Origin of the sequence: Chryseobacterium sp. (genome assembly GCF_041914225.1) — a bacterium.
Classification (GTDB): domain Bacteria; phylum Bacteroidota; class Bacteroidia; order Flavobacteriales; family Weeksellaceae; genus Chryseobacterium.
Map to the genome: position 1 here is coordinate 70,979 of NZ_JAYSDT010000010.1, position 21,403 is coordinate 92,381.

A 21,403-nucleotide genomic window follows, 5' to 3' on the forward strand; every position below is an offset into this window, starting at 1 on the left:
TACACAAAGTTACGATTTATGCTCATAGTAAAAAATAATTAGAGGTATAATAAAAGTTCTTATCTTTAAGTTATCATTCTAACCATCTTAAAACTAAACCATTATGAAAAATTTATTATCAATTCTTGTCGCAGCTTTTTTATTAACGGCTTGTGAGAAAGGAAAAACAACAGCAGCCAATAGTACTGATAAAGCCGATTCTGCAGCTGCAAAATCTGAATGGAAACCTGTAGATTCTGCGACAGCTATGAAAGCGTGGATGGAGTACTCTACTCCGGGAGAAATGCATAAAATGCTGGCAAAATCTGACGGAATATGGACAGGAGAAACACCATGTGGATGGAAAACGGAGGAAAGCCTATGATAAGTAAATCTGAGACTACCAATAAAATGATGTATGACGGACGCTATCAGATCAGTAATCACAAAGGAAATTTTATGGGAATGCCTTTCGAAGGAATGAGCATTGTGGGATATGACAATTCCAAAAAGAAATTTATAAGTACATGGATCGACAATATGGGAACCGGAATCATGCATAGTGAAGGAGATTGGAATCCTTCTACAAAATCCGTTGAATTTAAAGGAAAAATGACGGATCCTTCAAGACCCGGAAAAGATTGTGATTTCAGGGAAGTTTTCACTTTCATAGATGACAATACCCAAAAGTTGGAAATGTATGGCCCGGACTCCAAGACAGGAAAAGAGTACAAAACCATGGAAATAAAATACACCCGTAAGAAATAAATCAACAAAAAACCGCTTCATCAGAAGCGGTTTTTATTTTATAATGAATTAATCATTCAGCTTTAATACAGCCATGAACGCTGATTGCGGTACTTCTACCCTACCAATCTGCTTCATTTTCTTCTTACCTTCTTTCTGCTTTTCCAATAGCTTACGCTTTCTGGAAATATCTCCACCATAACATTTTGCGGTAACGTCTTTTCTTAAGGCTTTAATGGTTTCTCTTGCAATTACTTTCGTACCTAAAGCTGCCTGAACAGCAATATCAAACTGTTGTCTCGGGATCAGCTCACGAAGCTTTTCACACATTTTTTTACCAATGTGATATGCATTACTGTCGTGAATCAAAGATGAAAGTGCATCTACCATATCACCATTGATCAGGATATCCATTTTTACAAGCTTGGAAGCTCTGAATCCAATTGGATGGTAATCGAATGAAGCATATCCTTTAGAGATCGATTTTAACCTGTCATAGAAATCAAATACTACCTCAGCAAGCGGCATATTGAACACCAATTCCACTCTTTCAGAAGTTAAATAACTTTGGTTAACAATTTCTCCTCTTTTTTCAATACATAAAGTCATTACCGGTCCTACGAAATCAGATTTGGTAATGATAGAAGCCTTGATAAACGGTTCTTCCACTCTATCCATAATAGACGGATCCATCATTTCAGAAGGGTTGTTGATCAGAATCGGAACCTCAGGTTCTTTTTTGGAATATCCAAAATAAGATACGTTCGGCACCGTAGTGATCACGTTCATATTAAACTCTCTGTCAAGACGTTCCTGTACGATTTCCATGTGAAGCATTCCCAGGAATCCGCAACGGAAACCGAAACCAAGAGCGGCAGAACTTTCCGGTTCGAAAACCAGGGAAGCATCATTCAGTCTTAATTTCTCAAGGGAGAATCTCAGCTCTTCAAAATCCTCGGAATCAATTGGGTAAATACCGGCAAATACCATTGGCTTTACTTCCTCAAATCCATCAATAGGAGCAGCTGCAGGTCTGTCAAAAGAAGTGATGGTATCTCCTACTTTTACTTCACGGGCATCTTTGATCCCCGACACCAGGTAACCTACATCTCCACAATGGATTGTTTTCTTAGGAACCTGCTTAAGTTTTAACGTTCCAACTTCATCAGCTCCATATTCTTTTCCTGTAGCGAAGAATTTGATCTTTTCATTTTTAGTAATACTTCCGTTCACTACTTTAAAATACGCTTCAATACCTCTGAAAGGGTTATAAACAGAGTCGAAGATCAAAGCCTGAAGCGGACCGTCAGGATCTCCTTCCGGTGCAGGAATTCTTTCAACAATCTGCTCTAAAAGGTTATGAACCCCTTCTCCCGTTTTTCCGGAAACTCTCAGTACATCTTCATAGTCGCACCCGATCAGATTCATGATCTCATCAGTTACTTCTTCAGGATTGGCAGACGGAAGGTCAATTTTATTCAGAATCGGAATGATTGTCAAATCATTTTCCAGTGCCAGATACAGGTTACTGATGGTTTGCGCCTGAATACTCTGTGCAGCATCCACAATCAGAAGCGCTCCTTCACAGGCAGCGATAGAACGGGAAACTTCATAGGAAAAGTCAACGTGTCCTGGTGTATCAATAAGGTTTAAAATATATTTTTCTCCTTTATATTCATAATCCATCTGGATAGCATGCGACTTAATCGTAATCCCACGTTCTTTCTCCAGGTCCATATCATCAAGCGTCTGAGACTGTAATTCTCTTTGGGTAACTGTATTTGTATACTCCAACAGACGGTCTGCCAGGGTACTTTTACCGTGGTCGATATGGGCGATTATGCAAAAATTTCGTATGTTTTTCATTTAAGAATCTTGTAGTTTGCAAAGATAAGAAAATGCAGGAGAATTTTTCATTCTTAATTCTTTCTTTTAGCTGAAACACAGATAACAATAAGAAGAGAGGCAAACTTTCCCCCTTTTCAAATATTATTTTGTTTTGCCAAAGTCTTCCGGTAACACATAATTTCCGGTAAAAGGATCAAGATAAACTTTAGGTCCTACAGTATTCTTTCTTTTGCCTGATAAACTGACATCTATCACTGCACCAATAACGCCACCAATCAGACCTCCTGCAGCAGCACCAATTGTAACCCCCGTTGTTGCCGTTTCAGGAAATAATTCTGCTTTTGTTACCTCAATAAAAACACCCTTATCATCTTTGAAAATCTCAGTGTAACCCACGGGGATATTTTTGTATGCAATGCCTTTATACACAAAACCATAAAAATGCCTTATTGCCGTTTTTTCTTCTCCTTTTACGGCCTTTGTAACGATTCCTTTATCATTAGTCTGCAAAGTAAATCCGGGTTCAGGATTGTGAGTAAAAAAGCTGTAATAGTCTTTATAAACTCCTTCTTTTAATTCATCTGCTTTTAGAATACTAAGTTTTTCTTTTAATATAGGAACATAGTCTGAAAGCTCGTTTTCTGAAATACTAAGTTCCCAAGGTGTTGCTTTATAGGATTCTTTAAAAAGATCAGTAAGAATTAAAGTTACTTTTCTTGCCAGACTTTGTGCCAGATAAGGAGTTGTTCGTGATGAGACTGTTGCTACAGTATCTTTTCTGTCAATAAAATGATATCCGTCTTCTTTCTTAATAAATGTACTTGCCTTTAATTCAAGCTTTCCAATAGAGTACTTTTCCTTTTTGTCTTCTGAAATATTTAACTTCTCCAACAGAATGACCATATCATTATTTCCTCTTACTGGATTGTATTTATAAAACCAATCCTGTATGTCTTTGCTGGCACCGTTTTCGAAAATAATTTTCGCCTCATCCTTATGGTGCATAACCATTCCAATTTCCTGATTTTCCCTTTGATCTATTACCGTAAGACTCTTGATAGAATTTTTGCCATCCTTAATAGATTTTGAAAGATCAATGGTTTCTATTTTCTGCGCTGATGCAAAAACTGATATAAGTAAAAGGAAAAAAAAGCTTCTCATAATTTATGTTTTAACTACAGCAAAAATAGGAATTTGAAGCAAATTAAACGGCTCTCACAAAAATATCTGTGAGAGCCGTCCAACATTAAAAAAATAAACTATTATGGGTTTTGTTTTGGTCCTGAAGCATTATTGGTGTTTCCATGAGGTCTCCTTTCTTCCATTTTATCCTTCATCATTTTTTCTGATTGAAACAGCTTCAAAACTTTCTGGCAGGGTATCACCTGCTGCATTTTGTCTGCATATTTTTTTCTGTTATCCAGCAGCTTTTGTCCCACTTCAAAGCTTTGCTGTAGTTTGGCCTTAGCTTCCTCATCCGTTAAGGTTTCCGGATCAAAATTTGAATTGAACTGACTTTTTATCTGCTTCTGGCTATCCAGATATTCGTTATACAATTGTGTAAATTCGGCCTTATCTTCCGGATCGACATTCAGATTATCCATGATCATATTGTTTCTGAATTTCTTCAGAAGTTCCTTTCTCTCTTCAGGAGAAAGGTTATTGATGACTTCCTTTCTTTGTTTAGGATCCATCTTTTTCCAATCATAATCTGTTCTTTGGGCATTTAATCCAAAGCCGTAAATAATCAAAAACGTCAATAATATCTTTTTCATCTTCTATTAATTATAAATATCCAAATAAACGTCCTGAGTCGAATTACTTGCTAACTCTGCAATTTCAGAATTAGAAAACGAATCCAGATAGTCATTCATTCGTGTTTCTTCTTTTTTATTTACTGTTTTCACCGGTTTTGGTGTCTCTGTTGTTCTTTCAGTTTCATGAACGCTTTTTGAAACGTACACATTGTTATTTTTTTGATTTTCAACTGTTTGATTATTATTTTCAACAGAAGTTAAATCAGATTTTAAAGTTTCATAAGCCAGCTCACTTTCTGTTTTTGGTTCTCCGTTATTGGCAACATACGTTGTTTTAGAGTTCAGTATTTGTTCCGTGGAATCGTTATCTGAATTGAAAACATAGGTTGCTCCAAAGATCAAAGCCAGTGATGCCGCTGCTGCATACACCCAGTTCAGCTTAAAGACAGGTGCTTTTTTACTTGTCTTTATATCATTCATAACGCTCTCCTGAATATTTTCAAACAAATTTTCAGGGACTGTGTAAATGTTTTTACGTTCTAATTTTTCTATATCGAACTCTTTCATCTTTGTTGGATCAAAAATTATTTTTCGTAATTTTCTTTAATATAATCTTCTATTTTTTGTTTGGCATAATGATAATTGGTTTTCAAAGTTCCTACGGACATATCTACAATTTTAGATATTTCTTCGTAAGGTAAATCATCATAATACCGCATCATAAATACCAGTTTCTGCTTCTCTGGCAGGCTCTGTATAGCGTTCTGCAGTAAAATCTGTATTTCTTCAGCATCATCCTCTGCATTATAAGCTACGAGATTCTGCATATGATACTCCGGGTCTTCATCAGTTTTCTGCATCTTTTTCATTTTGTTGACCTGCTGTAGTGCCTCGTTGGTAGCAATTCTGTACAACCAGGTATACAGCTGGCTATCATTTTTGAACTGATGAAAATTCTGATAAGCTTTAATAAAAGTTTCCTGCAAAGTATCCTGTGCAAGATCTCCGTCCACAATAATTCTTCTTATGTGCCAGTACAATCTGCTTTGATAGGCATCCATCAAGGCACGGACACCTTTATCCTGGGTCCGTGGATTCTGCATCAACGAAATAATTTCCGCGTCCTTAATCTTCATAAGATGCCTTCATTGTTTTGGATTACAAAAATAACTGAAAGTTAAATTAATTCTTCAATTTTCAATTTAAATATTAAAAATATTATGAGACACTTACGCAATAAACGTGCCTATATTGAAGTACATGATTTCCAAAGTTATCTTCCTTTCCCGGCTCGGCTTAAAATCCTATATTTGTTATATGCAAATTGTAATTATCGGTTCCGGAAACGTTGCCTACCATCTGGCAAAAGCTTTCACTTTGAAAAGCATCCCTGTGGCCCAGTTATTTGGGAGGAACGAAAAAGAATTAAGTAAAATTTCCGAAGAATTAAACATTCCCTATTCCACAGACCATCTAGAAAAGGCAGATCTTTATATCATCTGTGTAAGTGATCATTCTGTAGAAGAAGTTTCGAAGATCATACCCGGAAAAGACTGCCTGGTCGCCCATACTTCAGGGTCTCTTCCCAAAGAAGTTCTTACCGGTGAGTATCGGAAATCCAGTTTCTATCCTTTACAGACCTTTTCAAAATCCAAAGAACTGGAATATGAAAAAATTCCGTTTTTTGTAGAGGCTGAAAATGATGAAGATCAGAAAATATTGTTGGATCTTGCTTCAAAAATTTCGGAAAGGGTAATGGAAAGCACTCATGAAAAAAGAAAGTATATTCACCTGACGGCTGTTTTTGCCTGCAATTTTGTGAATCACCTTTTTTCAAGGGCCAAGGAAATTTCAGACGCTCAGGAAATTCCGTTTGATTATTTCTTACCATTAATTGATGAAACAGTTCAGAAAATTCATACGATTGAACCTAAAGAAGCACAGACCGGGCCTGCCGTAAGAAATGATGTCAGAATTTTACAGCTGCATGAACAGTTATTAAAGGACGAGAGTCTTGACATTTATAAAACAATGAATCATTCTATTCAGAAAATGTATGAGCTATAAAGAGAAATTAAAAGATATTAAGGCATTTGTATTTGATGTTGACGGAGTTTTCACAGACGGAAGTGTATATCTGCTTCCCGGAGGAAATATGTGCAGGGTAATGAATGTTCTGGACGGTTATGCCGTAGTAAAGGCATTAAAAAACAATTATCTGATTGGTGTTATTACGGGAGGGAATGATGAAATGGTAAAACACAGAATCAATTACCTTGGAATTCAGGATTACTATCCGAAATCTCATAATAAAATAGATGATTTTGAAGACTTTAAGAAAAAATACAATCTTAAAAATGAGGAAATTCTGACGATGGGTGATGATCTTCCGGATATCCATATTATGGAAAGTTCGGCTATTGCTGCGTGCCCTGAAAATGCAGTTCCCGAGGTAAAAGGAATCTCTGATTATATTTCACCTAAAAAAGGAGGAACCGGAGCGGTTCGTGACGTGATAGAACAGGTGATGAAAGTTCAGGGTAACTGGCATGATGATAATACCCAATCTGTATAATTAACGGCATGAAATTACTTTTAGCATCACAATCCCCAAGAAGAAAGGAACTTCTTTCCAGCCTTGGTTTTGAATTCGAGGTTGTCAAAATAGATTGTGAAGAAATACTTCCTCAGCACATTAAAATAGAAAAAGCCGCAGCTTATCTTTCCGATTTAAAAGCGGATGCGTTCAGAAGTCTGGAAGCGGATGAAGTGCTTCTGACTGCCGACACAGTGGTAGCTGTTGATCATCAGATTCTGGGTAAGCCTAAAGATGAAGCGGATGCCTTTAAAATGCTCCAGAGCCTTTCAGGAAGAACGCATCAGGTGTATACAGGAATTACCATCAAAACTGCCAATCAGTCTTTTACCGAAACAGATGTAGCCGATGTAGCTCTGGATGTGCTTACGGATGAGGAAATTAACTATTATATTCAAAATTATAAGCCTTTCGATAAGGCAGGAAGCTATGGCATCCAGGAATGGCTGGGAATGGCAAAGATTACAAGCCTTACAGGAAGTTTTTATACGATTATGGGGCTTCCTACCCACCTCGTTTACAAAATTTTGAAAGAAACCGCTTTGATTTAAAAGATTTTTAGGATTCCGGATATCTGTTAAAGAAGAAATAAAATATTTCCTGCAGAAATATAAATATTATTCATTATAAAATTTTATTATTTTTACAAAATCATCAAACTGCTGATAATAAAAAGCAGATTAGCGAGTTATATTGAATAATGAAAAAGAATATATTATTCCTTTTAGTCATATGCCTTGTTGCTTCCTGTGCTACCAAAACAAAAAAGCCGGAGCAGCGTTCAAGGGTATTGAAAGGATTTTCCACATATTACAATACTCTTTTTAATGCGAAAGACGTATTAAACAGTGAATTTACGGCCAGAGACAAAGGGCATAAGGACAATTTCTATGCTCCTTATATTCCTATTCTGACATACGAAGAACAGCCTTTGGGAAGTGACCTTGGCCAGACTGAAGCTTTTGCAGAAAATTCTATGAAGATGGCCGAAGTAGTCAACAGACCCTCCGGAAGAGGTAATTCGGGAGTTCCGAATATTCCTGGCGGGCCTCCGGGAGGCGGACCATCAAGACCTGACGGAGAGGAGAGCAAGGGCGCTACCACTCTTGAAATTGCAGAAGCCAAAGCTTTAAAAGCTATTAATAAATATTCTGTAACCAGAAACGGGGAAGAGAAAAACAAGCAGATTTTTGATGCCTATATGATCCTTGCCCAGGCAAGAATTTACCGTGGTAAATCCCTGGAAGCACTGGATGCGCTCAATTATGTCTTCACACATATGAAAGATGATAAAAGGATTGCGCTGGCAAGAATTTATCAGGGGCTTGCTTATGATAAAATCAAAGATTATCACAGAGCGCATGAGACTTTTGCAAAACTGAAAGGAGAAGACATTAATAAAAGCTACGCAAAGCTGCTGAGTATTTACTATTCTGAATCTCTGCTTGATGCAGGGAAAAAAGAAGAGGCAGCCAAAGAACTTGACAATGCTTTTGAACTGAATAACAATAGAAAACTGAAAAGCAGAATCGCTTATCTGAGAGGCCAGGTTTATGAAAATCTGAACCAGAATGATAAGGCAAGAGAAAGCTATGCTGCAGCATACAAATATGCCAGTGATTTCGAATTCGAAGTAAAATCACAGATTGCAATTGCCAAAACCTTTAACGGTAAAGGAGATTATGCCGGGGCAAAAAATTACCTGGAAGGAATCAGTAAGAAAGGAACTTATGGTTCCAGAAAAAATGAATTTTACTATGCCTTAGGTCTGATGGCTAATAAGGCCGGAAAAAAAGATGAAGCACAGCAATTCTTCAGAAAATCACTGTTTGAGAAGGTTTCTGACCCCCAGATCCGTGGGCTGACTTATTATGAAATAGGAAAAAGCTACCTGGATAAGAATGATTATTTAGGGGCAGGAAGCTATTACGATTCTGCACTTGCCGTAATGACTTATGAACCGTCAAAAATCTTGTTGAAAGACCAATCCGAATACATTAAAAAGATTTCCAAAAACTACTATCTGATCAAAAAGAATGACAGTATTCTTTCTCTGGCAAGGATGGATGATGCCCAGAAGACTGATTATTTCACAAAATATATTGCAAAATTAAAGATTAAAGAAGAAAAAGCAGAACAGGAAAGAAGACGTGCTGAAAGAAGTAAAGGTTTTGATACAGGAGATTACAGCGCCAATTCTGTTTTTGCCAACAGTGGTAATTCTTTTGAGGACTTTGGAGTAACTACAAAAGGTTTTTACTTCAGCAATACAGGAACTGTAAGCAAAGGAACCTCTTCATTTAAGCAGATCTGGGGAGACCGTGCTCTTGCCGACAACTGGCGTTCTTCCAAGAAGATGGCCTCTATTGAAGATATGAAGAATGAAGCTCTGGGAGTTACTTCAGCACCTAATCCAAGACGTTTTGAACCTGCTTATTATATTGAACAGATTCCTACCGATCAGGGCAAATTGTCCCAGCTAAAAAAGGATAGGGATACTGCTTCACTGGGACTTGGTATTATGTATCAGAACTATTTTACCAATACTCCCCTGGCGACTAAAACGCTTTATGACCTTGTAGATGTGAAGCCGAAAGAAAAGGTAATGTTACAGGCATTGTATGAGATTTTTGCCATGAATTATGAAAAGAATCCCCAGGCTTCTGAAAGGGCAAAACAAATTCTGTTAGCTGATTATCCTTATACTTCATATGCTGAGTTTGCAAGAAATCCTAAAAACAAATCATTTGTAAAATCAACTGAGGAAGTTGAAAACGAATATAAAAAGGCATATGCCTTGTTTGAATCGGAAAAGTTTACGGAAAGTAAAGATGTGATTGATCAGACCATCCAGAAGTTCCCGAAGGATGCTTTGGTTCCTAAGCTATATCTTTTGAATGCATTCAATGCCGGGAAATCCAGTGGTAAGGAGGTAATGATTCTGCAGCTTGAACAGATTGCCCTGAATTATTCCAAAACTCCGGAAGGAGTAAGAGCGAAAGAAATGCTGAATTACCTGAAAAGTGATCTAAGCTTCCAGGCAACAGATAATAAAGGAAATACCATCCCTCAGCAGCCGTCAGGAGCTCCTGTGCAGCCCAATGCCCAGAATACGGGTATTCCACAAATGAACAACGGGAAAACCCAGAAGCTGGACAGCGCTCAGAATCCCAATATGAATAATGCGGCTCCACAACAATCAAGTTCCGGGCAGCAAAATCCTAAGAAAGCAAACGAAACAAAATCAGGGTCAAAAATACCACCAAGACCTCAATAAAATAAAAAAGCGAAGATTTATTCTTCGCTTTTCTTTTTCTTTACTCCATGGAAATCTTTGAGATAAAATGGCTCAAAATACGCCATGTCTTCAAATTCTTTATACTTTATCTTTTCCAGTGTCTTCGTGATCAGATATTGTGCAGAGGGATAAACATCGTCTTTAAAAGTTGCATCCGGAAGATTCAGGATGTCTTTTGCTTTTTTAGTCCCATCCCCTACAAACAGAACTTTTTTATCTTTGAATTCTTCAAAAGAAGCTTCATCTAAAATCTTAGCTTCTGTCTCCGACAACTCCTTCCCTGTTTTACCGTCATAAACGGCCGTATAAACCTCCATTCTCCTCGCGTCGACCAAAGGCACTATAAGACCGTAGTTATCGCCTAAAAACGGCTCTATCATGCTTTCAAGAGAATTTACAGCAACCAGAGGAACTCTCAGTCCGTAACAAAATCCTTTTGCCGAAGCAGCACCGATTCTTAAACCGGTGTAGGATCCCGGGCCTTTTCCTAAAGAAACCGCTTCAATCTCTTTCAGAGAAATACCTGCTCCTTCCAATGCCCATTCAACATAGGTGTGTAAACTTTCAGACTGTTTATAGTTTTCGGAAACTTCTTCACAAAGGCATAGCAGCTTCTCATTATCTGAGACTGCTACTGAACAATTTTTGGATGATGTTTCCAGATATAGAATTTTCATTTTTTTCTTTTAAGCTAAACTGCAACATTACAAAGACAAACCGCTTTTAATGTTCTGCAAATTTACTCCATTATTTTGAACTACTTTCTATAAATTGTTCTTGGTTCTGCCTGGGCACTTGGATAGATGGTCAAATCTGAAATGGTAACATGCTTCGGAGCATTCACACAGTAAGCAATTGCGTCTGCAATATCTTCCGCTTTCAGAGCCTCATAGCCGGCATACACCGTTGAAGCTTTCTCGCTGTCTCCTTTGAATCTTACCAGAGAAAAATCCGTTTCTACAGCGCCCGGCTGAATGTTGGTTAGTTTGATTCCAAATTCAGTAAGCTCCAACCTCATCCCTTCGGAAATAACATCTACTGCTTTCTTCGTCGCACAGTACACTACTCCATTTATGTATGTTTGTCTTGCAGCGACAGAGCTGATGTTTACAATATGACCTAATTTTTTAGTTTTCATTGTTGGGATGATCATTTTGGAAACATAGAGTAATCCCTTTATATTTCCGTCTATCATGGAATCCCAGTCATCCGTTTTACCGCCCGACAGCGGATCTAATCCATGGGCATTGCCTGCATTATTGATCAGAACATCAATATCTCTCCAGTTATCAGGAAGAGAATTGATGGCTGTTTCCACTTCTTCAAGATTTCTTACATCAAACTTTAAACTAAATATTTCGGTAAATCGTGAAAGTTCAGCTTTTACAGATTCCAGTACTTCACTTCTTCTTCCACAAATAATTATTCTGTTTCCTTGTTTTGCAAGAAGTTCTGCAGTAGCTTTTCCTATACCGGAAGTAGCTCCGGTGATCAATATTGTCTTCATATTTTTTCTTCTTAAATGATATGCTTTGCCCCCTGTATTCCACCGTTTCCAAACGACCAGTCTTCCTGCCCGTTGTTCTCAGTTAATACAATAATGATATTATTTTTTGTAATTGTAGTTGATGCTTCTATTTTTTCAGCAATAGAAGCATATAACCTTTTTTTCTTTTCAAAATCCCTCCCTTTTCCTGCAGTTATCTGTATAAAGATTATTTCTTTTGTATGAGGGATGTCCAGATAGCTTTGAGGAAATTTAACCTGGTGTGATTCTAATTCTTCTATAACATGAAAATAATCATCAGCCGGGATGTTAAATTCATTCATAAGAGCCTGATGTACAGAAATGGAAATCTGATCTTTCTCTTCTTGTTTCAGCGTTTTAGGCAGGCTAATTCTTACAAAGGGCATATGGTAAATTTTAATTATTTATACTCAAAGATAAGACATATCTAATTGGCATCAAACGCCTCAAAAGCGTCTTCAATATGCTCAATTATTAAATTTTTGTTTTCGTCAGGAAGAACGGAAATAATATCAAACCTTACTTCGTTATCTTTATTAAGTTGTTCCAGATAATGATTGGCAGCAGAAACAATAGATCTTATCTTTGTTTTGGTTACAGCTTCCTGCGGGAGCATAAATGCATCAGTAGATCTTGCTTTTACTTCCACGATGATAATCAGATTATCCTTTTCAGCAATAATATCAATCTCAGCTTTCTGAAAACGGAAGTTTCTGACCAGGATTTTATAGCCACACTTTTTGAGATGTTCAACAGCGAGATCCTCTGCCATTTTTCCAAAATCGTTATGGTTTGCCATATTCAGTATTTAAGAGTCTGGAGATAGGAGAGAGGTACTATTTAAAATTCTATTTTTACTTTATTATCAACTTTCATCTTAACCTCGCTTCCGATAATTAATGGCCGGTTGTCTTTAATATGTCCATTCGGAAAGGCAAATACCACAGGAAATTTATATTTTGAAATTCTGTCAGAAATCAGCTTGTAAGCAAACTCATCAAAGCTTTCTTCATAGCTTTTGTTTTCTTTTTCATCTCCCATATTGGTCATACCACCAACAATAAGCCCTTTAATTTTGTTAAAGACTCCTGCCAGCTCCAGGCTCATGATCATACGGTCCAGGGCATAGAAATTTTCACCAATATCTTCGATAAAAAGGATTTTATCCTTAAAATCAAAAGAATATTTGGTCCCCAGAAGGGCATAGATAAGGGCTAAATTGCCTCCAACCAGCTCACCCTTGATATTCCCTTCTTTATTAAACTGATGAGATTCCAGGCTGTACTTGGGCGTTTTTCCTTTCAGGATATCGAAAATAAGATCATAACTTTCATCCGTAACTCCAAAACTGGATGTTTTAATGGTTTGTCCATGGATGGAAGCGAAGCCTTTTTTCAACAGGTAGCTTTGAATTACAGTATTATCGGAATAACCGATATACCATTTCGGGTTTTCTGTAAAGTTTTTCAGTTTCAGGTGCTGAATCAGGTGCTGGCAACCATAACCTCCTCTGGAAGCCCATATAGCTTTTATTTCTTTATCATTTAAAGCCCAGTTGATATCTTTAATTCTTTCCTTTTCTGTTCCGGCATAATTGTATCCGTTTGAAAATTTACTGTAAAGATGTTCCCCCGGAACGGGTTCAAAACCTCTGCTTTTAATCATTTCAATCCCCTTTTCCAATTGTGAGGCATCTACGGAACCTGCAGGGGAAATAACAGCTATTTTGTCTCCTTTTTTAAGAGACTTCGGAAAGATCATTTTTTTCATTTTGTTTTTTGATATTTTACTTCTTTCTTTTCTGCTTCCTCCAGCTGTCTGTCAAACTGGTTGAACTTTTTGAAACTCTGCAGGAAGATAAAGAAGCTGAAGATGATAAGAATACAGCCAACCACTCTTCTGATCTGGTTGGCCAGTTTTTGTGTTAATTTATCGTGAAACTGCTTGGCAAGAAATATCTTGGCAAGGTCTATAGAAAGGTAAGTGGCCAGTACAATGCTGATGTATAAAATAAAACTGCTGGTGTCCGGATATTGATTCCTTACGGAAATTACCGTTACCAGCCAGAAAAGGATAACTCCAACGTTGAGAAGATTAAAGAAAAAGCCATTGAAAAATGTCTTGATATAATTCTGACCGATGATCTTTTCTTCTCCAGGCATATGCATTTTGGTCTTGGTAACCAGCATCACAATTCCGTAGATGAAAATAAGAATGGAAGTAATCCTGTAAAATCCGGGATGCTTATCTATTAAAGTTACAATATCTGTACTGGCATAATACGCTGCAACAATGCATAATAAATCTGCCGTAATAACGCCAAGATCCAGAGATAGGGCATGTCTGGGCCCTCTGGAAAAGCTGGTTTCAATTAACAGGAAAAAAATAGGTCCTATGAAAACCAGGCTCAGCATAAATCCTAATATGATGGCAGATAGTACAAGTTCTAGCATTAAGTGGTGTTTTAAAATGAAAAAAATTCATTTCGTTTAATACAAAGTTAGACTTTATGATTTAATTATTCAATAAAGTTGTGATATATCAAGTGGATTTTAATCTGAGTTTAATATAAAAATTTTAAGAAGTAGGAGAGGGAAGCATATTAAAAAGCTCTTAATCTGAAAAACAAAAGGCTGGGTGTTATTGAGCACCCAACCTTTTTTATTTATAGTCTTTGAAGACATTATTTATTTCACAATCTGGAAATCCAGCTGTTTCTGAATCAGATTGGCTTTCACCACTTTGATCTGAACTTCGTCTCCCAACTGGTATTTATTGCCATGTCTTACTCCATATACAGCATGTGTTTTGGCGTCAAACATATACGAATCATCAACAAGATCTCTCAGTTTGATCAGGCCTTCCGCTCCGTTTTCCGGGATTTCAACCCAGAATCCGAATTCTGCCACTCCGGAAATCACACCTTTGAAAGTTTCTCCCAGATGTTTTTCCATGAATTTCACCTGCATGTATTTGATAGAATCCCTCTCCGCATCTGCTGCCAGTCTTTCCATAGCACTGCAGTGTTTCGCCTTTTCTTCAAGCTCACCTCTGTTTGGAGATTTTCCTCCATCCAGATAATGTTGAAGAAGACGATGAGCCAATAAATCCGGATAACGACGGATAGGAGAGGTAAAGTGGCTGTAATACTCAAATCCTAAACCGTAGTGCCCGATGGGTTCTGTAGAATATACCGCCTTACTCATACTTCTCATGGCCAGCGTTTCGATCATATTTTCTTCACCTTTACCTTTTACATCATGAAGTAGCTTATTCAGAGATTCAGCAACTTTTTTGGTATTGGCTAGATTCATTTTATATCCGAAAGTAGCTACAAAGTCTCTCAGTGATTCCAGTTTTGCAGGGTCCGGATCATCGTGAACCCTGTAAATAAATGTATTATTGGTGATTTCACCTTTCCTTGTCAGAGATACAAATTCAGATACTTTTTTGTTGGCTAAAAGCATGAATTCTTCGATCAGGTGATTGGAATCTTTACTTATTTTAAAATAAACCCCAACCGGCTCATTATTTTCATCCAGGTTGAATCTTACTTCACTTCTGTCGAAAGTAATAGCCCCTTTTCTGATACGTTCATTACGCATAATTTTTGCCAGCCTGTCAAGAGTATTGATCTCTTCCGCCAGATCTCCCTGTCCGGTTTCTATACGTTCCTGGGCCTCTTCATAGGTAAATCTTCTGTCTGAGTGGATGACTGTTCTTCCAAACCACTGTTTCTGGATTTCCGCCTGATCATTCAGTTCAAAGACTGCTGAAAAAGTATATTTATCTTCGTTCGGACGCAGGGAACAGACATCATTGCTCAATACTTCCGGAAGCATCGGTACAACCCTGTCAACAAGATATACCGAAGTAGCTCTCTGATAGGCTTCATCATCAAGAATAGTTCCGGGAACCACATAATGAGATACATCTGCGATATGAACCCCGATTTCCCAATTTCCGTTTTCCAGTTTTCTTATGGATAAGGCATCATCAAAATCCTTGGCATCTTTAGGGTCAATTGTAAAAGTGCATATTTTACGCATATCCCAGCGTTTTGCAACTTCTTCGTCAGTAATACTTCTGTCAATTTTATCTGCATCAGCTTCTACTTCCTGTGGAAATTCATACGGTAAACCATATTCTGCAAGGATAGAGTGGATCTCTGTTTCATGTTCACCCGGAGCACCCAGTACCTGGATAATCTCACCTTCAGGATTTTTATCCCCTGGTTTCCACTCTGTCATTTTTACAATCACCTTATCTCCGTCTTCCGCATTATTGAACTTGGTCTTCGGAATAAAGATATCCGTATTGATTGTTTTTTTATCACAAACTACAAACCCGAAATCTTTGTAAGCTACCTTCTGAAATGTCCCTACAAATTCAGTTCTGTTACGTTCCAAAACTTCCAGAACTGAGCCTTCAAGTTTCTTTCCTTTATAATGATAAGTTATAATAAGAACCTTATCTCCCTGCAGTGCATCCTTCACATTTTTGGCATGAATGAAGATATCGTCTTCCATTCCTTCCACACTTACGTAGGCATTTCCGCTTTGGTTGAAGTCAATAATTCCGGTTAGTGTTCCTGCTATTTTCAGGTTAACAATATATTTCCCGCGCTCCACTTCTTTGATCTTTTCAGATGCCTGAAGTTTATGCAGTGCCTGGATAACAAGTTCCCTCTGTCTCGGATTTTTGTAATCTATACCGTCAGCGATTTGTTTGTAATTATAAATTTTGGATGAATTTGCATTCATAAAACGGAGGATCAGTCTTCCGATCTCCATCAGCTTTAAATCATTTTTATGACTTATATATTTTCTTTTTTTTGGCATGTTAATTTCTTTTTTTAAATGTTTGGTTTTATCTCAATTCAAATAAAACCTTTTCCTAAATCTTCCTTATTCCTTATATAAGGTTATTCAATTTCATCATAGATTCTTTCCGTATATCATCAGAAATTATCTTTCAGTTTGCTAACAACGGGAGCTTTAGTTTTGTATAAATTTAATACAATTCTGGAGAAGAAAAGAGAAAAACCTTCTGTTAAATATATTTCCAATATAAAAAAGGCTTTAGAGAATAATAGAGTATTATTTCTACTGGACACTGCAAATGTACGAATAAAAAATAAATAAGGCTTGTAAAACGTTTTACAAGCCTTATTATATGTTAGCAAAATGCAATTTTGTCAACTCTGTTCTGGTGTCTTCCACCTTCAAAGTCTGTTGAAAGAAATTTATCTACAATCTCAATGGCCAGTTCCTTTGATATAAATCTCGCCGGTATCGAAATCATGTTGGCATCATTATGCTGTCTTGCCAGTGTTGCAATCTCCGGCATCCAGCAAAGGGCACACCTTATTTTCTGATGTTTGTTGGCCGTGATCTGAACTCCGTTTCCGCTTCCGCAGAACAAAATTCCCAGCTCATTTTCTCCGTTTTCCACAGAAGTAGCGGCAGGGTGCACAAAGTCCGGATAATCCACACTGTTTGTGGAAAACGTTCCAAAATCCTGAACTTCAAAATGTTCTGAAAGGTAGTTTTTAACAATCTCCTTATATTCATAGCCTGCATGGTCCGCTGCAACAGCAATTTTTCTTTTCATAATACTCTTATTAAGCTTTTTTAGATTCTATTTCCTTACAAAGGTAAGAATAATAACAATTCGTGTTAGTAAACCGGGAGTTAATTGTGAAAAGGTCTGTGAATAACTGTGGAAAACTTTTATCAACTTTCTATTTTTAAAGATCAATTTATTTCGTAATAGAAAACGTTTCCGCAAAATTTAACCACAACTTTCCAGATGTTTTCTTCAGCTATCCCCAGTCTTTTCCATAATAAAATAACTAAGAATGACATCATTTCAAAGTTATCAACATTTGTTAATAAGTACGTGAAACAGCGGGTTTACAAGGATTTATATTGTGAATTAAATATGAATTGAATAAAAGTTGAGTGTTACCAACTTTTAGCCTGAAACTTATCCCCGAAACTAACAACACTCAACAACAACTACATTATTCTTTTTTTTAAAAGAGAAAAAATTGTTGATTAATGGATGATTGGGTTCGGGGAAAGTTTTTGAAAACTTTTATTTTAATCAAAGTGTTGAAAAAGTTTAAAACCTTACATTTGTGAAACAAAAATTCAGTGAAATTTATGAAATGGTTCTTGCGAGATTTTACCGGAAGCTAAAACGGACTTTGAGCACGGCGGTTTCATAAGGCTTAGAAAAAAATAAATCTATTTATGAAAACAATCAATGATCTTAATTTTAAAGATAAGAAGGCTCTGGTAAGAGTGGACTTCAATGTTCCGCAGGATGATCAACTGAAAGTGACAGACAACACAAGAATTGTTGCTGTAAAACCCACAGTGGATAAGATCCTTAATGATGGTGGTTCTGTCATCTTAATTACACACCTGGGAAGACCAAAGGGAGAGGTTAAAGATGAATTTTCTCTTAAACATATAGTAGGCGAAGTTTCCAATGTCTTAGGACGTGAAGTAAAGTTTGTTGATGAATGTATCGGTGAAAAAGCAGAGCAGGCTGCAGCTGAACTTAAACCGGGAGAGATCTTGTTATTGGAAAATGTACGTTTTCATAATGAAGAAGAGAAAGGAGATGCTGCCTTTGCAGAAAAGCTTTCTAAACTTGGAGATGCTTATGTAAATGATGCATTTGGTACTGCACACAGAGCTCATGCTTCCACAGCCGTAATTGCACAGTATTTTCCATCAACTAAATATTTCGGTTTACTGATGGCTAAAGAGCTTCAGGCAATCGATAAAGTATTTAAAAGCGGAGAAAGACCTGTTACAGCTATTCTAGGAGGTTCTAAAGTTTCAACTAAAATTACCATTATAGAAAATATTCTTCCTGCAGTAGACAATCTGATCATTGGAGGTGGTATGGCATTTACCTTTATTAAGGCTCTGGGAGGAAAAATCGGAAATTCTCTTGTTGAAGAGGACAAGCTTCCTTTAGCTCTTGAAATTTTAGGTAAAGCTAAAGAACATAAGGTGAAAGTTTATCTTCCTTCTGATACGATCATTGCAGAAAGTTTTAGTAATGATGCAGAAAGAAAAGAAGCTGATATCTATGCAATCCCTGAAGGATGGATGGGACTTGATGCAGGCCACAAATCAAGAGATCAGTTCAATGATGTACTGTTAAATTCAAGAACTATTCTTTGGAACGGACCGATTGGAGTTTTCGAAATGTCAAACTTTGCGGGTGGAACTGTAGCATTAGGTGATAGTATTGCTGAAGCAACCAGACTTGGTGCCTTCTCTTTAGTTGGAGGTGGAGACAGCGTTGCATTCGTTAAACAATTCGGGTATGCAGATAAAGTAAGTTATGTTTCTACCGGAGGTGGAGCAATGCTTGAAAGTCTTGAAGGCCTTGAGTTACCAGGTGTAGCTGCAATCAACAACTAATAGGAAATTAAAAATATTTTAAAGCCTGCTAATATAATTAGCAGGCTTTTTTTATCTCAGTAATGTAAAGAGAATCCTTTATTCATCAGTAATTCCAATGTATTTTAGATATAACTTATGGTTATATAGAGTCATGTTTAGCTCTTTATCAATTACTTGTTTTTTATTGAAATTTCTTTGTATATATTTTTCTCTATAATTCTGGAATTTCAAAAATTTCTTCCTATTCTTTCTTTGTCTTTTTTTGAAAATAAATGGCTCGATCTTCAGCCGAATATTGTCATTGAAAGATCCAATTAGAAACATTTTTTATGGTTTTCATTTGATAGTTATTTCTGGTATATGCTCCTGATGATATTAATCTAATCAGTTCTTTTTAAAGGGTCATTTTTGATTCCAGATTTTATAATCCTTATCCTGACAGAATTATCTTTTTATATTTCTTTGTAGGAATAATTTGAATTTATTTTTAATAAAGTAATTTTTATATTTATTTTAATTCATATAATTGTGATAACGGTGTATCATTTTGAATACCAATTAGTAAACTAATTTTTTAACATATTTATTAGAACCGTTTTTACCTTTGATACTTTGTTAAGTAATGTAGAATGAATAAGTTAACAATATTTCTTATCAAATTTATCTTAAGGTTGAATTTTAATTCAAATTTTGAAATATTGGTGACTTTTTATTTTTTTGAAAACACATTCAAATTACATCTACTTCTTTTTAGGTTTTGATTTATAATTTAGTTTTGAAAGAATTTTCAACATTATCATTTTATTTTAAGTTAGAAGAATCTGAAGTAAGATGTTAAAACTTTGTTTATAATTTCAGATAAGAAGAGTAGGGGAAATTTTATATTTTTCATTGTATATATTCTCTGTTTATTTCTAATAGCCTCCGGTTTACAGAATAAAAAATATTTTTGCCTGTCTTGTACTTTTCATTAAGAATACTGAAATATCGACCTCCATAAATCGCTTAAAATCGATTTTCTATATTTATCCGAGTATTTATATGTTAATTTATTTTTTAGAGTAAATTATCTTTGTTTTTGTGGAAATTTAAATTGTAAAATTTATTTTTTTTGTTAATTTTAGACACCAGGCTAAATTTAGAGATAGTAAAGTGAAAATTAGGCTTGTTAAAAAAATTTATAAAATGGAGTAGGGGAGATCCTTATTAAATTTTAATGAGGCTTCCACTAGTCAAATTATTTTTACTTAAAACTTGAAGAATAAATAAAAATGAGTTTATATAAAAAATAAAAAACTCAGGAGAAAAATTCCTGAGTTTTGTTTTTTAGTTAAAAATGTTGAAGATTGACCTTCATAAACAGGTCAAAAATCGATTTTCTATCTTTTTTCGATAATATATATCAAACTTGAAAATTCGTTCGAAAATAATGCCTTTACGTTAGAAATCGTTCCGTAGATCACTCCTTTTAGCCAAAATAAGGGTGATTTTTTATATTTTTCGCTCAACATGGAGATGTAGTAAGAGTCAAGAACCAATGGTTTTATTTTTCTTAATTTCCAGTTACGGTTTTTAGAAATTAAATTTTCCATCCCATTTTTTGAAAAGTGATAGATGTGTCTCGGTACATCATAAGCAGCCCAATATTCTTTATAATGTTTTGCATCATATGATGTAGGATTAGGAACAGCAATAACAAGAAGACCTTTTTCTTTTAATTTTGTATGGAATACATTCAGCATCTCATCCTGGTTCTCGATGTGCTCGAAAACGTGCCAGAGTGTAATAGCATCCAGACTGTTTTCTTCAATCTTATCAATGTCATCCACAATGGAAGCTTTAGCTATTTTTCCCTGTGCAGCTTTTCTTGCGTCGGCATCCGGTTCAAAACCGAAAGTCTCAAAATCATTTTCAATATATCTTACAAATTCTCCGGCTCCGCATCCATAATCCAGAACTTTTGATCCTTTTTTGATTCTGTCTACCAGTATATTTTTTTTATACTGAAGATTGAATGACTGAAGAAACTTGTAGAGTTTTTCTTTTAAACTACCGGAGTCCTGGTGATGAGAAATGTAATCTTCGCTTTCATAATATCTTGAAATGTCAGATGGAATAGGGGAGGTTTTGAAAACACCTTTTGTTTCTGTTTCTTTAATTTCAAATATTTCCTGTGAAAGAAAATGATCTTTTATTTTCATTGATATGTTATCTTTTTAT

Annotated in this window: 21 protein-coding genes; 7 read left to right on the plus strand and 14 right to left on the minus strand. The window is 36.1% G+C overall.

Annotated features, from left to right (window positions below; translation table 11 throughout):
- Nucleotides 1–103 precede the first annotated feature (103 nt).
- Nucleotides 104–364 (plus strand): hypothetical protein, encoded by a 261-nt coding sequence (locus ACE3RB_RS06990; protein WP_374463569.1) that lies wholly within the window; start codon nt 104–106, stop codon nt 362–364.
- Nucleotides 316–747: a DUF1579 domain-containing protein gene (locus tag ACE3RB_RS06995; protein WP_374463570.1), complete on the plus strand. Its 432-nt coding sequence runs from the start codon at nt 316–318 to the stop codon at nt 745–747. Before ACE3RB_RS06990 ends, ACE3RB_RS06995 begins: the two co-directional genes overlap by 49 nt.
- Before the next feature lie 48 nt (nt 748–795).
- Here ACE3RB_RS06995 and lepA read toward each other — a convergent pair whose 3' ends face one another.
- The 5 genes from lepA to ACE3RB_RS07020 all read right to left on the minus strand — a co-directional run bounded on the left by lepA (nt 796) and on the right by ACE3RB_RS07020 (nt 5,467).
- A complete protein-coding gene (lepA, locus tag ACE3RB_RS07000) occupies nt 796–2,592 on the minus strand; it encodes a translation elongation factor 4 (protein ID WP_002982007.1) in 1,797 nt (598 codons plus the stop codon).
- A gap of 123 nt (nt 2,593–2,715) precedes the next feature.
- The gene (locus ACE3RB_RS07005) at nt 2,716–3,735 is read right to left on the minus strand and encodes a hypothetical protein (RefSeq protein ID WP_374463571.1); all 1,020 of its coding nucleotides are present in this window, start codon (nt 3,733–3,735) and stop codon (nt 2,716–2,718) included.
- Between the two features lie 101 nt (nt 3,736–3,836).
- On the minus strand, nt 3,837–4,349 hold the full coding sequence (locus ACE3RB_RS07010) for a hypothetical protein (RefSeq protein WP_374463572.1): 513 nt from the start codon (nt 4,347–4,349) through the stop codon (nt 3,837–3,839).
- Nucleotides 4,350–4,355: 6 nt separating this feature from the next.
- A complete protein-coding gene (locus ACE3RB_RS07015; protein ID WP_374463573.1) occupies nt 4,356–4,898 on the minus strand; it encodes a hypothetical protein in 543 nt (180 codons plus the stop codon).
- 17 nt (nt 4,899–4,915) lie between these two features.
- Entirely contained in the window at nt 4,916–5,467 is a 552-nt protein-coding gene (locus ACE3RB_RS07020) for an RNA polymerase sigma factor (protein ID WP_374463574.1), read from the minus strand.
- 181 nt (nt 5,468–5,648) lie between these two features.
- Between ACE3RB_RS07020 and ACE3RB_RS07025 the strand changes: the two genes are divergently transcribed.
- From ACE3RB_RS07025 to ACE3RB_RS07040, 4 genes are all read left to right on the plus strand, one after another.
- A complete protein-coding gene (locus tag ACE3RB_RS07025) occupies nt 5,649–6,398 on the plus strand; it encodes a Rossmann-like and DUF2520 domain-containing protein (RefSeq protein WP_374463575.1) in 750 nt (249 codons plus the stop codon).
- The gene (locus ACE3RB_RS07030) at nt 6,388–6,906 is read left to right on the plus strand and encodes an HAD family hydrolase (protein ID WP_034694018.1); all 519 of its coding nucleotides are present in this window, start codon (nt 6,388–6,390) and stop codon (nt 6,904–6,906) included. The genes ACE3RB_RS07025 and ACE3RB_RS07030 overlap by 11 nt, the downstream gene beginning before the upstream one ends.
- Nucleotides 6,907–6,914: 8 nt before the next feature.
- Nucleotides 6,915–7,478 (plus strand): nucleoside triphosphate pyrophosphatase, encoded by a 564-nt coding sequence (locus ACE3RB_RS07035; RefSeq protein WP_374463576.1) that lies wholly within the window; start codon nt 6,915–6,917, stop codon nt 7,476–7,478.
- Between the two features lie 149 nt (nt 7,479–7,627).
- Complete coding sequence (locus ACE3RB_RS07040) at nt 7,628–10,204, plus strand: tetratricopeptide repeat protein (protein WP_374463577.1); 2,577 nt, start codon at nt 7,628–7,630, stop codon at nt 10,202–10,204.
- 17 nt (nt 10,205–10,221) lie between these two features.
- Here the strand turns inward: ACE3RB_RS07040 and tsaB are convergent, their stop codons facing one another.
- From tsaB to rpiB, 8 genes are all read right to left on the minus strand, one after another.
- The gene (gene tsaB / locus ACE3RB_RS07045; RefSeq protein WP_374463578.1) at nt 10,222–10,902 is read right to left on the minus strand and encodes a tRNA (adenosine(37)-N6)-threonylcarbamoyltransferase complex dimerization subunit type 1 TsaB; all 681 of its coding nucleotides are present in this window, start codon (nt 10,900–10,902) and stop codon (nt 10,222–10,224) included.
- Between the two features lie 80 nt (nt 10,903–10,982).
- Nucleotides 10,983–11,732, minus strand: a complete 750-nt coding sequence (locus ACE3RB_RS07050; RefSeq protein ID WP_374463579.1) for an SDR family NAD(P)-dependent oxidoreductase — start codon at nt 11,730–11,732, stop codon at nt 10,983–10,985.
- A gap of 11 nt (nt 11,733–11,743) precedes the next feature.
- Entirely contained in the window at nt 11,744–12,139 is a 396-nt protein-coding gene (locus tag ACE3RB_RS07055; protein ID WP_374463580.1) for a tautomerase family protein, read from the minus strand.
- Nucleotides 12,140–12,180: 41 nt separating this feature from the next.
- Nucleotides 12,181–12,552, minus strand: a complete 372-nt coding sequence (locus tag ACE3RB_RS07060) for a YraN family protein (protein WP_374463581.1) — start codon at nt 12,550–12,552, stop codon at nt 12,181–12,183.
- Between the two features lie 41 nt (nt 12,553–12,593).
- Entirely contained in the window at nt 12,594–13,523 is a 930-nt protein-coding gene (locus ACE3RB_RS07065) for an LD-carboxypeptidase (protein ID WP_374463582.1), read from the minus strand.
- Nucleotides 13,520–14,206, minus strand: a complete 687-nt coding sequence (locus ACE3RB_RS07070; protein WP_002982035.1) for a LysE family translocator — start codon at nt 14,204–14,206, stop codon at nt 13,520–13,522. The genes ACE3RB_RS07065 and ACE3RB_RS07070 overlap by 4 nt, the downstream gene beginning before the upstream one ends.
- 234 nt (nt 14,207–14,440) lie before the next feature.
- Nucleotides 14,441–16,594: a ribonuclease R gene (rnr, locus tag ACE3RB_RS07075; RefSeq protein WP_374463583.1), complete on the minus strand. Its 2,154-nt coding sequence runs from the start codon at nt 16,592–16,594 to the stop codon at nt 14,441–14,443.
- A gap of 337 nt (nt 16,595–16,931) precedes the next feature.
- The gene (rpiB, locus tag ACE3RB_RS07080; protein WP_002982040.1) at nt 16,932–17,366 is read right to left on the minus strand and encodes a ribose 5-phosphate isomerase B; all 435 of its coding nucleotides are present in this window, start codon (nt 17,364–17,366) and stop codon (nt 16,932–16,934) included.
- 644 nt (nt 17,367–18,010) lie between these two features.
- Between rpiB and pgk the strand changes: the two genes are divergently transcribed.
- Nucleotides 18,011–19,201: a phosphoglycerate kinase gene (pgk, locus tag ACE3RB_RS07085; protein WP_374463584.1), complete on the plus strand. Its 1,191-nt coding sequence runs from the start codon at nt 18,011–18,013 to the stop codon at nt 19,199–19,201.
- Between the two features lie 1,361 nt (nt 19,202–20,562).
- Here the strand turns inward: pgk and ACE3RB_RS07090 are convergent.
- Complete coding sequence (locus ACE3RB_RS07090; RefSeq protein WP_374463585.1) at nt 20,563–21,384, minus strand: class I SAM-dependent methyltransferase; 822 nt, start codon at nt 21,382–21,384, stop codon at nt 20,563–20,565.
- Nucleotides 21,385–21,403: the final 19 nt, after the last annotated feature.